The following is a 14,299-nucleotide window of genomic DNA, read 5'->3' as shown; positions in this document are numbered from 1 at the left end:
CCGGACCAGTCGAGGCGGAAGTGCACGCCCTGCACCAGGGTGTCGACGGTCGCGACGACCCGGCCGTCCGGCGCCGCCACCACCGCGGCGTCGTCCCCCGGACCGAGCAGGGTCCCCTCGGGCTGGGGCCGATCGGCGGTGATGCGGTCGATCACACCGAACTCGCCGAGGTCCGCCACGGGCCCGCCACCAGCGGGTTCGCGACCCGATCCGTGCCGCTTGGTGGTGTCACCGCTCGCCGTCCGGCTCACCCGTCTGCCCCCTGCGGTACCTTCCGACACGTCGTGTCACGTCCCGTGTACGCCGTCCTCTCCCCGACGAGCGGGCGAGCGTGCCCGTCCCCCGAGGAGGCCCGTCCGTGGTCCAGGCCTACATCCTGATCCAGACCGAGGTGGGCCGCGCTGCCGCGGTCGCGTCGGACGTGGCCGGGATCGAGGGCGTGACCCGGGCCGAGGACGTCACCGGGCCCTACGACGTGATCGTGCACGTGCAGGCGCCCGACGTCGACACGCTGGGCGACCAGGTCATCGTGTCCGTGCAGAAGGTCCCGGGCATCACCCGCACCCTGACCTGCCCGGTGGTCTCCGCCGCCGCGACCGCCTGATCCCGCACCCGCGGTGACCAGGACACGCGCGCCGGAGCTCGACCGCCGCCTCCCGAAGGTCCTCCTCGGGGTGGCGCTGGCCCTGCCGGTCCTCCTCGTCGTCGGCGTCCTCGTCGCCTCGCAGCTCCTCGGGCGACAGAGCGACCCCGATCCCTCGACCGGCCCGCTCGCGGTCGCGGCCGTGCCGGTGCCCGCCGCCGCGTCCGCGGACTGCTCGCGGCTGTTCTCGGGTCTCCCCCTGGACATCAACACCGGCGACGGGCTGCTGCCGCGCCGGTCGCTCGCCGCGCCCGCACCCGCGGGCACCATGGCCTGGGGCGGGGAGAAGGAGGCCACCGGGCGGCCCGAGGACCAGCCCGTGGTGCTGCGCTGCGGCCTGCCCGCCCCGGCCGAGCTGGGCCCGACGAGCCCGCTGCTCGACGTGGACGGCGTCGCCTGGCTGGGCGTCCCCGGCGCGGGCGCGACGACCTGGGTCACGGCCGACCGCGCGATCTTCGTCGGGCTCACGCTGCCCGACGGCGTCGGCAGCGGGGCCATCCAGGACGTCTCGCGCGGCGTGAAGATCACCCTGGTGAGCCGGGACACGACGCCGGCCGCCCCGATTCCCACCCGCTGACCACCCGGCACGCGAGGATCACCGTACGCCGGTGCCGTGGGCGAGCGCGGTCTCGACGAGCGTGGTGAGCAGCGTCGGGTAGTCGACGCCGGTCGTCGCCCACACCCGCGGGTAGAGCGACGTGGCGGTGAAGCCGGGCATGGTGTTGAGCTCGTTGACCAGCACCCGGCCGTCGTCGGCGACGAAGAAGTCGACCCGGGCCAGGCCCGCGCAGTCCAGGGTGCGGAACACCTGTACGGCCTGCTCGCGGAGGGTCTCGGCGACCGCGTCGTCGAGCTTCGCGGGCACGTCGAGCTCGCTGGTGTCGTCGAGGTACTTGGTCTCGAAGTCGTACCAGTCGTCGGCGCCGGGCAGCCGGATCTCGGCGGCGACGCTGGCCTCGACCCGGCCGTCGGGGAACTGCAGCACACCGCACTCGATCTCGCGTCCGACGACGGCGGCCTCGACGAGGACCTTCGGGTCGCTGCCCCGGGCGAAGGCGACGGCGTCCGGGACGTCCTCCCAGGCGGTGACCCGGCGGATGCCGACCGAGGAGCCCGCGCGGGAGGGCTTGACGAACACCGGCAGGCCCAGCCGGTCGCGCTCGGCCTGGGTGAGGTCGGTCGCGGACCGGTCGAGGGCGACGGCCTCGCCGACCCCCAGCCCGGCGTCGCGCAGCAGCGCCTTGGTGACCACCTTGTCCATGGAGGCGGCGCTGGCGCAGACCCCGGCGCCGACGTAGGGCACGCCCGCGGTCTCGAGCAGGCCCTGCACCTCGCCGTCCTCGCCCGCGGGCCCGTGCAGCGCGGGGAACACCGCGTCGATCCGCGCGAGCACCGAGCCGCGGCGCCCGTCGGCGAGGCTGATCAGCTCGCGGCGGGTGGGGTCGGGCAGCAGCGCCACCGGCTCGCCTGCGTCGGCGGTGACCTCGGGCATGTCCCGGCCGTGCAGCCGCCAGCGGGAGGTGTCGTCACCGACGGCGAGCCACTCCCCGTCGCGGGTGATGCCGACGGCGATGACGTCGAAGCGGTCCCGGTCGAGGTTGTCGAGGATGGCCCCGGCCGAGACGCAGGACACGGCGTGCTCCCCCGACCGGCCGCCGAAGAGGACCAGCAGCGTCGGGCGCGGCGCGGGTGCTCCCATGCGCGCGGAGCCTACGCGGGCACCACACCGACCCCGCGCGCCGTGCCGGGGACCCCGGCGAGCACCTCGCCCCACCGGAGCAGGGCGTCGGCGAGCTCGGCGCGGGTCGGGGCGGCCCAGCCCACGAGGACGCCGTGGGCCCGGGGAACCCCGCCCGCCAGGTGGTGCGCGGCGAGCCCGTCGACGAGCAGGCCCGCCGATGCCGCGCGAGCCACGACCGCCTCCTCGTCGGCCGCCGAGCCCAGCGGCACGACGAGGTGCGCGCCCGCCCGGTCCCCCACGACCCCGTGACCCGCGGCCGTCACCGCGTCGACGACGAGCGCGCGACGCGCCCCGAGCTCGCGCCGCAACCGGGCGAGGTGGCGCCCCAGCGCGCCGTCGCGGGCCCATTCCGCCAGCACCGCCTGCCCCGCGGGCGCCGGCCTCGTCCCGGTCGCCCGTCGTGTGGCCAGGACCTCGTCCCGCAGCGCGGGCGGCGCCACCATCCACCCCACGCCGAGCGTCGGCGTCGCGATCTTGCTCGCCGTACCGAGGTGCACGACGACGTCGGGCGCGAGCGCGGCGAGCACCGGCAGCGGCGCGACGTCGTAGCGCAGCTCGCCGTCGTAGTCGTCCTCGACGACGACGAAGCCCTCGGCGCGCGCCCGGTCGGCGAGCGCGCCGCGTCGCGCCACCGGGAGCCGTCCGCCGAGCGGGTACTGGTGCGCGGGGCTGGCGTACACGACGTCGAGCCCGGGCGGGAGCGCGTCGACGACCAGGCCGTCGGTGTCGACGGCGAGTCCCACCACCTCCGCGCCGTCGGCCCGCGCGACACCGGCCGCACGGCGGTAGCCGGGGTCCTCGATGCCCACCCGCAGCGGCCGCCGGCGGACCCGGCGCAGCACGGCGAGGATCTCGGCGAGCCCGCTCGTCGTCCCCGACGTGGCGAGCAGCTCGTCGGCGGCGGCCGGGATGCCGCGGTGGCGCAGCAGGTGCTCGGCGACGGCGGCCCGGTACGCCTCGGTGCCCGCGTGCTCGGGCCGTCCGGCCGGCCCGAGGTCGCCCGCGCGACGCCAGGCCCGCCGCCAGGCCGCGGTGTCGAGCACCTCGAGGCAGGGCGCGCCCGGCCGGAGGTCGACCCCCTGGGTGCGTGGCCCCCTCGGCGTGCTGTTCCCGACTCCGACGTCAGGTGTCAGCGAGGTGCCACCGCTGACCGCGGCGGTGGGCGGGGCCGCCGTCACGAAGGTCCCCGACCCGTGCCGTGCACCCAGCCAGCCCTCGGCGACCAGCTGGTCGTACGCAGCCGCGGTGACGGTGCGGCTCAGGCCCAGCTCCCGGGCGAGCACCCGCGTCGCCGGGACCCGGTCCCCCGGCCGGAGCCGCCCGTCCAGCGCGGCGCGGCGCAGGGCGTCGGCGAGCTGCACGGCCAGCGGGACCGGAGCGTCGCGGTCCAGGCCCACCACCACCGACGACACCGGACTCTCCACGAGTGGCCTCCTCGATCGCCTTGCGAATGGCCCTCGCAGGATGCCACTACGCGCACGATGATCGTCCCCGTGAGCCTCTCCACGACTTCTCGCACCCAGCTCCGCCGCAAGCGGGAGCGCCAGGCCGACGACCGCGCCGCCCTGCACGCCGTCCTCGACGAGGCGCTGCTCTGCCACCTCGGGCTCGTCGACGACGACGGCGCGCCGCTGGTGCTGCCGACGATGCACGCCCGGATCGGTGAGGTCGTCTACGTGCACGGCTCCAGCGGCGCGGCGAGCCTCGCCACCGAGCGGGAGGTCTGCCTGACGGTGACCCTGCTCGACGGGCTCGTCCTGGCCCGCAGCGTCTTCTCCCACTCCGCGAACTACCGCAGCGCCGTGGTCCGCGGCCGCGCCCGGCGCGTGAGCGACCCCGAGGAGCACCTCGCCGCGCTCCGGGCGGTCGTCGAGCACCTCACGCCCGGGCAGTGGGACCACGCCCGACGCCCCGACCGCCGGGAGACCGCCGCGACCGCGGTGCTCGGGCTGGACCTCGCTGAGGCCAGCGTCAAGATTCGTCAGGGTCCCCCGGGGGATCCCGACGAGGTCGCGGCGGGCGACCGCCGGTGGGCGGGGGTGGTGCCGGTGGCGACGGTCCTCGGCGAGCCCGAGACCTGCCCGGCCCTCCCGGAGGGCACCGACGTCCCGGAGCACGTCCGCGCGTGGGCCGCCCACGCCGGGGCGACGCCGTGAACGACGATCTGCGGACGTCCAGCGTCAGGAACGGGACTTTTCTGACGCTGTCAGGCGGCGGGCGCGACCCGGCTGCACAACCGCACCGTCGTGCCGGTCGCACCGGAGGACACCGACGCGCAGCTGAGGCTGTGCATGAGCGGCAGGCCGCGCCCGCGCCAGCCGGGATCCTGGGCGCGGCGCCACGTGCCGTCGTCGGACACGGTGACGACGAGGTCGCGCCTGCCGTCGCGCGGCGGAGAGGCCGCGGCCTGGAGCCGCATCTCACCCGGGAAGCCCGCCGCGGCGTAGGCGTGGTCGACGACGTTCGCGAGGGCCTCGTAGACCGCGAGCGCCAGGTCGTCGACGGTGTCCTCGTCGGTCAGGTCCGCGAGCCAGATGCGGAAACTGCGACGCATCGCAGAGGCGTCGGCGCGGGTCGCGGGTGCCGCGCGGGTCAGGGCGACACCGGGCCCGTGGGCTCCGGTTCCGCTCGCGCGGGGCGGCTCCGTCCGCTGCAGCACGTCCACGAGACCGTGAGTTCCTCGCCCGTCTCGCGACGAAACACGCAGCTCACGATTCGCACCCGGCGGCGCGAGGCGCCTCACTCCGGCTTCCGTTCACGGTTGATCAGCTCGTCACCGACGTCACGTGCGGACACCTTTCCCGCACACACACGGCGCACCGCGTCCACGATCGGCGTATCCACATCGTGACGGCGGGCCAGCTCGCCGATCGCGTCACACGACTTGACGCCCTCGGCGATCTGGCCGTGGTTGGCCTTCTCGGCCTCCGCCACCGAGAGACCCGTGCCCAGCGAGGCGCCGAACCGGCGGTTGCGGGACAGCGGCGAGGAGCACGTGGCGACGAGGTCGCCCATCCCGGCCAGCCCGGCGAGCGTGAAGGCCTGGCCGCCGAGCGCCACGGTGAGCCGGGAGATCTCGGCGAGCCCCCGGGTGATGAGCGAGGCGGTGGTGTTGTCGCCGTAGCCCATCCCGGCGGCCATCCCGCACGCCAGCGCGATGACGTTCTTGCACGCCCCGCCCAGCTCGCAGCCGATCACGTCGACGTTGGTGTACGGCTTGAAGTACCCGGTCGAGCAGGCGTGCTGCACCGCGACGGCCCGGTCGTGGTCGGAGCACGCCACGACGGTGGCCGTGGGCTGCTCCGCGGCGATCTCCCCGGCGAGGTTCGGCCCGCTGACCACGGCGATGCGACCCGGCTCCACCGCCCCGGCGTCGGCGACGACCTCGCTCATCCGCTTGAGCGTCCCCATCTCGACGCCCTTCGCGAGGCTGACGACCGTCGCGTCGCGCGGGAGCATCTCGCGCCAGTCCTCGAGGTGGGCGCGCAACTTCTGCGCCGGGATCGCGAGGACGACGGTCGTGACCCCGTCGAGGGCGGCGTCGGCGTCGTGGGTGGCCCGCAGCCCCGGGGGGAGGATGACGCCGGGCAGGTACTCCGCGTTGACGTGCTCGGCCTCGATCGCGTCGGCGACCTCCTGGCGGCGCGCCCACAGGCACACGTCGGTGCCCGCGTCGGCGAGCACCTTCGCGAACGTGGTGCCCCACGAGCCCGCGCCCAGCACGGCGTAACGACCGTCGGACTCGGGACTCACCGGCCCGTCCCCGCTCCCGGCTCGCCCGGGTTCGTCCCGCCCGGGGCCGACTCGCCCCGGACCTCTTCGAGCAGCGCACGCACGGCCGACATCATCCGTTCCGTCGTCTCCCGCAGGAGCGCCGCACCCGGCCCCTTCTCCCCGACGCGCGCCCGCAGGTCGGACAAGTCCAGGGGTGTCGTCGCCCGGACCGTGATGGTCGCGCCGAACGGCGAGGGCCGGAACCGCTTCCGGTAGTGGTCGTAGACGCCCAGCGTCCCCCAGTGCACCGTCGGGATCACCGGCACGTCGTTCAGCAGCGCCAGCCGCGCGGCGCCGGAGTGGCCGTTCATCGGCCACCCGTCGGGGTCCCGGGTGATGGTGCCCTCGGGGTAGATGACCACGACGCCGTCGTCGTCGAACGCCTGCTGGGCCGCGCCGATGCTGGACCCGGCGTCCCGCGAGCCGCGCGACACCGGGATCTGGCGGCTGCCCGCCAGGACCCGCCCGAAGATCGGCACCTTCCACAGCGAGTCCTTCGCGAGGAACCGCGGGACCCGCCGGGCCCGGTGGACGAACACGGCCGTGTAGATCGGGTCGAGGTAGGAGACGTGGTTGGCCACCAGCATCGCCGGGCCCTGCGCCGGCACGTTCTCCAGCCCGATCATCCGGCGCCGGGCCAGCAGCAGGGTCAGCGGGTAGAAGACCGCCGCGCTCAGCGCGACCCACGGCCCGCCCGGCTCGCGGCGCCTGCGACGCACCTCGTCCGGCAATGCGGCGACCGGGTCACCGCCGGGCCTGCGCACGATCGCCACCAGGTCGCCTCCTCGTCCCCGCCGGTCCGCACCGGTCGTCCCCGGCGGACTGTGCGCAGTCTCCCGTGGGCCGTGATCGTCCGTCCAGACTCCGAGCGGCGGCGCCGGTGGGTGACGCTCCCCTCCCCTCCGGGCCCGCTCGGGCGCAGGATGGACCCCATGGCCGCCCCGGTGGACCTCGTGGTCCCGATCAAGGAGCTCCGGCGCGCGAAGTCACGGCTCGTCGGCGCCACGGTCGACGTCGCCCCGACCGGGGGCGGGAGGGCGGCGACACGGGCCGGGCTCGCGCTGGCGCTCGCCTCCGACACCCTGGCCGCCGTGCTCGCCTCCTCGGTGCGCCGCGTCGCGGTGGTCACCGCCGACCCGCGGGCCGCGGCCCTCGTCGGCCCCGCGGGTGAGCGGGAGTGCCGCGGGGAGGGCGGGGACCCGCCGCGCGCCGTCGTCGTCGACGACCCGGGAACCGGGCTCAACGCCGCCGTGGTCGCGGGGGCCGAGCACCTGCGCGGAGTCGCCGACGAACCGGCCCTGGTCGCGGCGCTGCTCGGCGACGTCCCCGCGCTGCGCCCGGGCGAGCTCGACGAGGCCCTCGCCCACGCGGCAGAGGTGATCACCGGCGGTGCGCCCGCGGCGTTCGTCGCGGACCACACCGGGGAGGGGACGACGCTGCTCGTGCTCGCCCGGCCCGGGCTCGGCGGCCCGCACTTCGGCCCGTACTCCGCGCGGGCCCACGAGAGCGCCGGAGCCGTGCCCCTCACCGGCGCCTGGCCGGGACTGCGCCACGACGTCGACGTCCCGGCCGACCTCGACCAGGTCCGGGCCCTCGGGGTCGGGCCCGCGACCCGGGCGTGGCCCGACGTGCCGGTCCCGGCCGTTCCGCTCGCCGGGTGCCGCTGAGCACCCGTTCACCACCGGTGTGTCCCGCGACCGGTGACCCGGGCCCCGTCACCCTCGCCCGCACGGGCGTCGCTGGGGACAATGCTCCGTGTGAGCGAATCCTCGGACCTCGGCGGTGTGGACATCGCCCTGCCGGACGCCGTCGACGTGACGGCGGGAGAGGACGCGGACGGCACGGTCATCGAGCCGGGACCGCAGCCGCCTGCGCCCCCGACGCGCAACGGCAGCGTCGACGGGCGGGGTCGCCTCCCCCTGGCCCCCGCCGCCGCGACGCCGGCGCCGGACGGCACCGAGGACCTGCCCGAGGACCGGTACGACAACCGCGAGCTGTCCTGGCTCGAGTTCAACGCCCGGGTCCTGGCGCTCGCCGAGGACCCCAGCCAGCCGCTGCTCGAGCGCGTCAAGTTCCTCGCGATCTTCGCCTCGAACCTCGACGAGTTCTACATGGTGCGCGTGGCCGGCCTGAAGCGCCGCGAGGAGACCGGGCTCTCGGTGCGCAGCGCCGACGGACTCACCCCCCGCGAGCAGCTGGTGCGCATCGCGGCCCGCAACCAGGAGCTCGCCGAGAAGCACGCCCGCATCTGGCTCGCCGACGTCGATCCGGCGCTCGAGGAGGCCGGGATCCGCGTGATCGGCTGGGACCGGGTCACCCCGGAGTCCCGCGAGCGGCTCTCGGAGTGGTTCGACGCGCAGGTCTTCCCGGTCCTCACGCCGTTGGCCGTCGACCCGGCGCATCCCTTCCCCTACATCTCGAACCAGTCGCTGAACCTCGCCGTCGCGGTCCGCGACCCCCAGACCGGCACCGAGCACTTCGCCCGCGTGAAGGTGCCGAACAACGTGCCGCGCCTGGTGCGGGTCGGCCCGGAGCCCGGGGCCGACGGGGACGAGGACGACTCCGGCAACCTCGACAAGCGCTGCTGGTTCCTCCCGATCGAGGACCTCATCGCCGAGCACCTGGACCGGCTTTTCGAGGGCATGCAGGTCGCCGAGCACCACGTCTTCCGGGTGACCCGCAACGCCGACCTCGACGTCGAGGAGGACCGCGACGAGGACCTGCTGCAGGCCCTGGAGCGGGAGCTCGCGCGCCGGCGGTTCGGTCCCCCGGTGCGGCTCGAGATCACCGACTCGATGAGCGAGCACATGCTCGAACTGCTGTTGCGCGAGCTCGACGTCGACCCCCACGACGTCGTCCAGGTGCCGGGGCTGCTCGACCTGTCGGCGCTGATGGAGCTCATGAGCCTCAACCGGCCCGAGCTCAAGGATCCGGTGTTCGTGCCCGCCACGCACCCGGCGTTCAGCGAGGGCGAGACCCCCAAGAGCGTCTTCGCCACGCTGCGCGAGGGCGACGTGATGGTGCACCACCCTTACGACTCGTTCTCCACGAGCGTGCATCGCTTCCTCGAGCAGGCCGCGATCGACCCGAAGGTCCTCGCGATCAAGCAGACGCTCTACCGCACCTCCGGCGACTCCCCGATCATCGAGGCGCTCATCGACGCCGCCGAGGCGGGCAAGCAGGTCGTCGCCGTCGTCGAGATCAAGGCCCGGTTCGACGAGCGCGCCAACATCAACTGGGCGCGGGCACTGGAGCGGGCGGGGGTCCACGTCGTCTACGGCCTGGTGGGCCTGAAGACGCACGCCAAGGCGGCCCTGGTCGTACGCCAGGAGGGCGGCACCATCCGCCGCTACTGCCACCTTGGCACCGGCAACTACAACCCGAAGACGGCCCGGCTCTACGAGGACATCGGGGTCTTCACCGCCGACGAGACGATCGCCGCGGACCTCACCGACCTGTTCAACGTGCTCACCGGCTACGCACGCCGTCGCAAGTACCGCAAGCTGCTCGTCGCGCCCTACGGCGTGCGGCCCGGGGTGATCGAGCGCATCGACACCGAACGCAAGCGGGCCCTGCGCGGGAAGAAGTGCGGGATCCGGATCAAGGTCAACGGCCTCGTCGACGAGCAGGTCATCGACGCGCTCTACCGCGCCTCGCAGGCCGGGGTGCCGGTCGACCTCGTGGTGCGCGGCATCTGTGCGCTGCGGGCGGGCGTGCCGGGGCTCTCGGAGAACATCCGGGTGCGCTCGATCCTCGGGCGCTTCCTCGAGCACTCGCGGCTCTTCCACTTCGTCGGGGCGGGCGAGCACTGGATCGGCAGCGCCGACATGATGCACCGCAACCTCGACCGGCGCGTCGAGGCGCTGGTTCCGGTCACCGACCCGCGGCTGGTCGCCCAGCTCGACGAGATCCTGGACTCCGCGACGGCGCCGTCGACGCGGTGCTGGAGCCTCGACCCGGACGGGTCGTGGACGCCGTGGCCGGTGGCGGCCGGGGAGGGCACGGACGGGATGCAGGTCAGCGATCACCAGATGCAGCTGCTGACGCGGCGCGAGGCCAAGGCGTGACCCCTCCGGACGGGCTGATGCTCCCGGACGGTGCGGCGGGGACCGTCAGCGCCACCGAGGCCGACGAGGACGTCCCCCGCAGCGTCCACGCCGCCGGTGCGGTGCTGTGGCGTGCCTGCCCCGGCGGCACCGAGGGCGTGGAGGTCGCCGTCGTGCACCGACCGCACCACGAGGACTGGAGCCTCCCGAAGGGCAAGGTCGACCCCGGCGAGTCGCGGGCCAGGACCGCGGTGCGCGAGATCGCCGAGGAGACCGGGTTCGCCGCGACCCTGGGCCGCCACCTCGCGACGGTGCGCTACCCGGTCGGGGCGGACCGCAAGGTCGTCGACTACTGGGACGCCCGCGCGGGCGACGGGACCTTCACCGCGAACGGGGAGACCGACGAGCTGCGCTGGCTCGCCCCCGCCCAGGCCGCGGGCCTGCTGACCTACGGCTCCGACCGCGACGTCCTCGACACGTTCGCCGCGGGCCCCCGTCCCCTCTCCTCGCTGCTGCTCGTGCGGCACGCGAAGGCCGGGAAGCGGGGGTCGTGGCCCGACGACGACGAGCGCCCCCTCGACGACGAGGGGCGCGACCAGGCCCGCCGGGTCGCCGACCTGCTCACCGCGCACGGGGTCCGGCGCCTCTTCGCGGCCCCCCGGGTCCGGTGCCGGGAGACCCTGGAGCCTTCCTCGCACCGCCTCGGCGTCGGGATCGCCGACGCGCCGGCGTTCGCCGACGAGGCCGTGGCCGACGACCCGGACGGCGCCCGGGCCCAGCTGCTCCACCTCGCCGCCGGGGAGACCACCGCGATCTGCGCCCAGGGCTACGGCATCCCGAGGCTGGTCCACGACCTCGCCGCCGACGGGACCGACGGCCCCCGGCCCGACGTCGCGAGCAACCGTCGCCTCGCCGAACCGCCCTCGCGCAAGGGCAGCGTGTGGTCGCTGACGTTCCACACCGTCGAGGGCGGACCGCCGCGGTTGGTCGCCGCGGACTACGTGCGCGACCCCGCGGTCTGAGCACGATGCTCCATCTGCACGAGCGCGGGGGTCCCGTCAAGTCTCCACACCGACTCGGTTAGCGTGCAGCACGGCCGTCCGCCGGGTCGGCCGCAGCCCGCCCGCCGGGCCGACGGCGTGACCCGGTTCCCTGACCGTGGAGAGTGGGCTTGCGCGCGAAGACCCGTCGGTATCGACAGATCGCGCTCGTCGTCGTGGCCGCCGCTGTGCTGCTGGGGGTCAACGTCCCCCCGGCCTTCTCCTACGTGCAGGAGTGGCGCCACGAACGCCTGATCAACAGTCCCGAGTACAAGGCCCAGTACGGCCACTGGGACACCATCGAGATCCCGCCGGACCAGCGGGTCAACTCGATCCACGCCGTCACGATGAACGACGGCAAGGTCCTCCTCATCGCCGGTTCCGGCAACAAGGAGGACATGTTCGCCAACAAGGCGCTCAAGAGCCTCGTCTACGACCCGAAGACCGGGCAGTCGAGGATGATCCCGGTGCCCGACGACATGTTCTGCGGCGGGCAGACGGTGCTCCCCGACGGCCGGGTGCTCTTCGCCGGCGGCACGCAGCGCTACGAGAAGCTCGACGGCGCCGTGACCAACGCGGCGGGCGCGATGCGGATCAAGAACGAGAACCCGGGAGCCCCGCGGTTCCTCCCCGCGGGCACCGAGTTCACCTCGCCGAGCGGCCAGAAGTACCGCTCCGACTTCGACACGTCGCTCCCCCCGGCCACCAAGACGGGCACGCGGGGGAAGGTCACGGTCACCGCGGCCGAGGAGAAGGTCTTCGTCGAGGCCGAGCAGCCCGGCCCGCAGGCGGTCAACGGGAACCGCGAGAAGTACGGCATCTCCGGCCTGAACCCGGCCGACGCGAAGAACATCTACGGCCTCGGCGAGCCGATGACCCTGGACAAGCAGGACTACCAGGGCACCGACAAGGCGTACACGTTCGACCCGAAGACCGAGCAGTGGACCGAGCTGCCGAACATGAACCAGCCGCGCTGGTACCCGACGCTGACGCCGCTCTCCGACGGCAACGTGCTCACCGTGGCGGGGCTGGACGGCGTCGGGCAGGTGCTCAACGGCCAGACCGAGGAGTTCGACCCGAGGACGAACACCTGGATCGACCGCAAGGACCTCAACCAGTACTTCCCGACCTACCCGTCGATCTTCGAGACCGCGACCCCGCACAAGATGGTCTACACCGGCTCGACGGCCGGGTACGGGCCGTCGGACAAGGGCCGCGTCCCCGGCTTCTGGGACATCGACACCGGGGCGTTCACCCCGATCCCCGGCCTGCGTGACCCCGAGCTCATGGAGACCTCCGGGTCGGCGTGGATCGGACCGGTCCAGGACCAGCGCCTCGCGATCGTCGGCGGCGGTGGGGTCGGCGAGAGCCCGATCTCCACCGGGCGGATCGACTACCTGGACCTCAAGGACCCGGCACCGCACTTCACGCCGGGACCGAACCTCGCGCAGCCGACTCGCTACCCGACCATGGTCAACCTGCCCGACGACAGCACCTTGATCACCAACGGGTCGCTGGACTACCGCGGCAAGGGCGCGACGAACAACCACCTCGCGTACACCCTCGACCCGACCACGAACCAGCTCACGCCGATGGCCGACCCGCGCATCGGCCGGGATTACCACACCGAGGGGCTCCTGCTGCCCGACGGCCGCGTGCTGGTGGCCGGGTCGGACCCGCTGTTCGACGACGAGAAGAACACCATCCCCGGGACGTTCGAGCAGCGCCTCGAGATCTTCACGCCGCCGTACCTGGAGAAGGGGACGCCGCGCCCGACGATCACCTCGGCGCCCCCGACGATGCCCCGCGGCCAGAACGCCGACATCCCCACCCCGGACGGGAACCGGATCGCGAAGGCCCGGCTGGTCCGGACCGCGACGGCCACCCACGTGACCACCACCGACATGCGCGACGTCGCTCTGCCGATGCAGAAGACGCCGGACGGGGTGTCGGTGTCGGTGCCGCCGGAGCCGACGATCGTGCCGCCCGGGCCGTACATGCTCTTCCTCGTCGACGACAAGGGAGTGCCGAGCGAGGCGAAGATCGTCAATGTGCCCTAGTCCGTCGACGTGCCCCAGGCGTCCGGCGCCGTGACCGTCGGGCCCGTCGACGGGCAGCAGGTGCCGCGCTTCGCCGGTCCGCCGACGTTCGCGCGCCTGCCCCGGCTCGACGAGGTCTCCCGGGCGGACGTGGCGATCGTGGGGCTGCCCTTCGACTCCGGGGTGAGCTACCGCCCGGGCGCGCGGTTCGGGCCTGCGCACATCCGGGCGTCCTCGCGGTTGCTGCGGCCGTACCACCCCGCCGTCGGGGTCTCCCCGTTCGCCGCGCTGCAGGTCGCCGACGCCGGGGACCTCGCGCTGAACCCGTTCGACATCACCGAGGCGCTCGACGCCGCGGACGCCGGGATCCGGGGCCTCGCCGAGGACGGCGCGACGGTCGTCGGCCTGGGCGGTGACCACACCCTCGCGCTCCCGGCGCTGCGCGCCCTGCACGCGCTGCACGGCCCGGTCGCGGTCCTGCACTTCGACGCCCACCTCGACACCTGGGACACCTACTTCGGCGCCCCCTTCACGCACGGCACCCCCTTCCGCCGGGCGAGCGAGGAGGGGCTGATCGACCGCGAGCGCAGCATGCACGTCGGCATCCGCGGCCCCCTCTACTCCGCCGCGGACCTCGACGACGACACCCGGCTCGGCTTCGCCGTGGTGCGCGCGGACGACTACGAGACCGACGGCGTCGCCCGCGCCGTCGAGCGGATGCGCCGGCGGCTCGCGGGCGGCCCGGTGTACGTCTCGGTGGACATCGACGTCCTCGACCCCGCGGCCGCGCCCGGGACCGGCACCCCGGAGGCGGGCGGGCTGACCTCGCGCGAGCTGCTGCACACCTTGCGGGGCCTTGCCCCGGTAGGAGATGAACCGGGCCTCGACGTCGTGGGCATCGACGTCGTGGAGGTGTCCCCGGCCTACGATCATGCCGAGATTACCGGCATCGCCGCCGCCCACGTGATCTACGACCTGCTGGCGGTGCTGGCGGCGAACCGGGGCTGAGGGCCCCG

At 74.4% G+C, this 14,299-nt stretch carries 13 protein-coding genes and 1 pseudogene; 8 read left to right on the top strand and 6 right to left on the bottom strand.

Annotation, left to right across the window (positions count from 1 at the left end; translation table 11 throughout):
- Window positions 1–179 (bottom strand): annotated as a pseudogene (locus VGI02_RS21295) (thiamine-phosphate kinase); the annotation flags it as partial.
- Window positions 180–358: 179 nt separating this feature from the next.
- On the opposite strand from VGI02_RS21295, the gene VGI02_RS21290 reads away from it, so the two are divergent.
- Both VGI02_RS21290 and VGI02_RS21285 read left to right on the top strand, forming a co-directional pair.
- Window positions 359–604 carry an Lrp/AsnC family transcriptional regulator gene (locus VGI02_RS21290; protein WP_331630593.1) on the top strand — a complete coding sequence of 82 codons (246 nt, stop codon included), beginning with the start codon at window positions 359–361 and terminating at the stop codon, window positions 602–604.
- A 13-nt stretch (window positions 605–617) separates the two neighbouring features.
- Entirely contained in the window at window positions 618–1,220 is a 603-nt protein-coding gene (locus tag VGI02_RS21285; protein ID WP_331630591.1) for a DUF3515 domain-containing protein, read from the top strand.
- Window positions 1,221–1,238: 18 nt separating this feature from the next.
- Here the strand turns inward: VGI02_RS21285 and VGI02_RS21280 are convergent, their stop codons facing one another.
- Both VGI02_RS21280 and VGI02_RS21275 read right to left on the bottom strand, forming a co-directional pair.
- Window positions 1,239–2,342: a D-alanine--D-alanine ligase family protein gene (locus VGI02_RS21280; RefSeq protein ID WP_331630589.1), complete on the bottom strand. Its 1,104-nt coding sequence runs from the start codon at window positions 2,340–2,342 to the stop codon at window positions 1,239–1,241.
- 11 nt (window positions 2,343–2,353) lie between these two features.
- Window positions 2,354–3,808 carry an aminotransferase-like domain-containing protein gene (locus VGI02_RS21275; RefSeq protein WP_331630587.1) on the bottom strand — a complete coding sequence of 485 codons (1,455 nt, stop codon included), beginning with the start codon at window positions 3,806–3,808 and terminating at the stop codon, window positions 2,354–2,356.
- A gap of 69 nt (window positions 3,809–3,877) precedes the next feature.
- Between VGI02_RS21275 and VGI02_RS21270 the strand changes: the two genes are divergently transcribed.
- Window positions 3,878–4,540, top strand: a complete 663-nt coding sequence (locus VGI02_RS21270) for a pyridoxamine 5'-phosphate oxidase family protein (protein ID WP_331630585.1) — start codon at window positions 3,878–3,880, stop codon at window positions 4,538–4,540.
- A gap of 50 nt (window positions 4,541–4,590) precedes the next feature.
- Here the strand turns inward: VGI02_RS21270 and VGI02_RS21265 are convergent, their stop codons facing one another.
- From VGI02_RS21265 to VGI02_RS21255, 3 genes are all read right to left on the bottom strand, one after another.
- Window positions 4,591–5,043, bottom strand: coding sequence for an ATP-binding protein (locus tag VGI02_RS21265; RefSeq protein WP_331630583.1), 453 nt, complete (start codon window positions 5,041–5,043; stop codon window positions 4,591–4,593).
- A gap of 80 nt (window positions 5,044–5,123) precedes the next feature.
- Window positions 5,124–6,137 (bottom strand): NAD(P)H-dependent glycerol-3-phosphate dehydrogenase, encoded by a 1,014-nt coding sequence (locus VGI02_RS21260; RefSeq protein ID WP_331630581.1) that lies wholly within the window; start codon window positions 6,135–6,137, stop codon window positions 5,124–5,126.
- Window positions 6,134–6,922 (bottom strand): lysophospholipid acyltransferase family protein, encoded by a 789-nt coding sequence (locus VGI02_RS21255; protein WP_414638343.1) that lies wholly within the window; start codon window positions 6,920–6,922, stop codon window positions 6,134–6,136. Before VGI02_RS21255 ends, VGI02_RS21260 begins: the two co-directional genes overlap by 4 nt.
- A 168-nt stretch (window positions 6,923–7,090) precedes the next feature.
- Here VGI02_RS21255 and cofC point away from each other — a divergent pair, with 168 nt between their 5' ends.
- The 5 genes from cofC (at window position 7,091) to speB (ending at window position 14,291) form a co-directional block, all read left to right on the top strand.
- Complete coding sequence (gene cofC / locus VGI02_RS21250) at window positions 7,091–7,825, top strand: 2-phospho-L-lactate guanylyltransferase (protein ID WP_331630577.1); 735 nt, start codon at window positions 7,091–7,093, stop codon at window positions 7,823–7,825.
- An 81-nt stretch (window positions 7,826–7,906) separates the two neighbouring features.
- The gene (locus VGI02_RS21245; RefSeq protein WP_414638341.1) at window positions 7,907–10,225 is read left to right on the top strand and encodes an RNA degradosome polyphosphate kinase; all 2,319 of its coding nucleotides are present in this window, start codon (window positions 7,907–7,909) and stop codon (window positions 10,223–10,225) included.
- Window positions 10,222–11,226, top strand: a complete 1,005-nt coding sequence (locus VGI02_RS21240) for an NUDIX hydrolase (RefSeq protein ID WP_331630575.1) — start codon at window positions 10,222–10,224, stop codon at window positions 11,224–11,226. Before VGI02_RS21245 ends, VGI02_RS21240 begins: the two co-directional genes overlap by 4 nt.
- A 149-nt stretch (window positions 11,227–11,375) precedes the next feature.
- Window positions 11,376–13,304 (top strand): radical copper oxidase GlxA, encoded by a 1,929-nt coding sequence (gene glxA, locus VGI02_RS21235; RefSeq protein WP_331630573.1) that lies wholly within the window; start codon window positions 11,376–11,378, stop codon window positions 13,302–13,304.
- A gap of 9 nt (window positions 13,305–13,313) precedes the next feature.
- Window positions 13,314–14,291, top strand: a complete 978-nt coding sequence (gene speB / locus VGI02_RS21230; RefSeq protein ID WP_331630571.1) for an agmatinase — start codon at window positions 13,314–13,316, stop codon at window positions 14,289–14,291.
- Window positions 14,292–14,299: the final 8 nt, after the last annotated feature.

It is taken from the genome of Actinomycetospora sp., from assembly GCF_036497245.1.
In the GTDB taxonomy this organism is placed as follows: domain Bacteria; phylum Actinomycetota; class Actinomycetes; order Mycobacteriales; family Pseudonocardiaceae; genus Actinomycetospora.
This window is presented reverse-complemented; position numbering and strand designations above follow the sequence as displayed.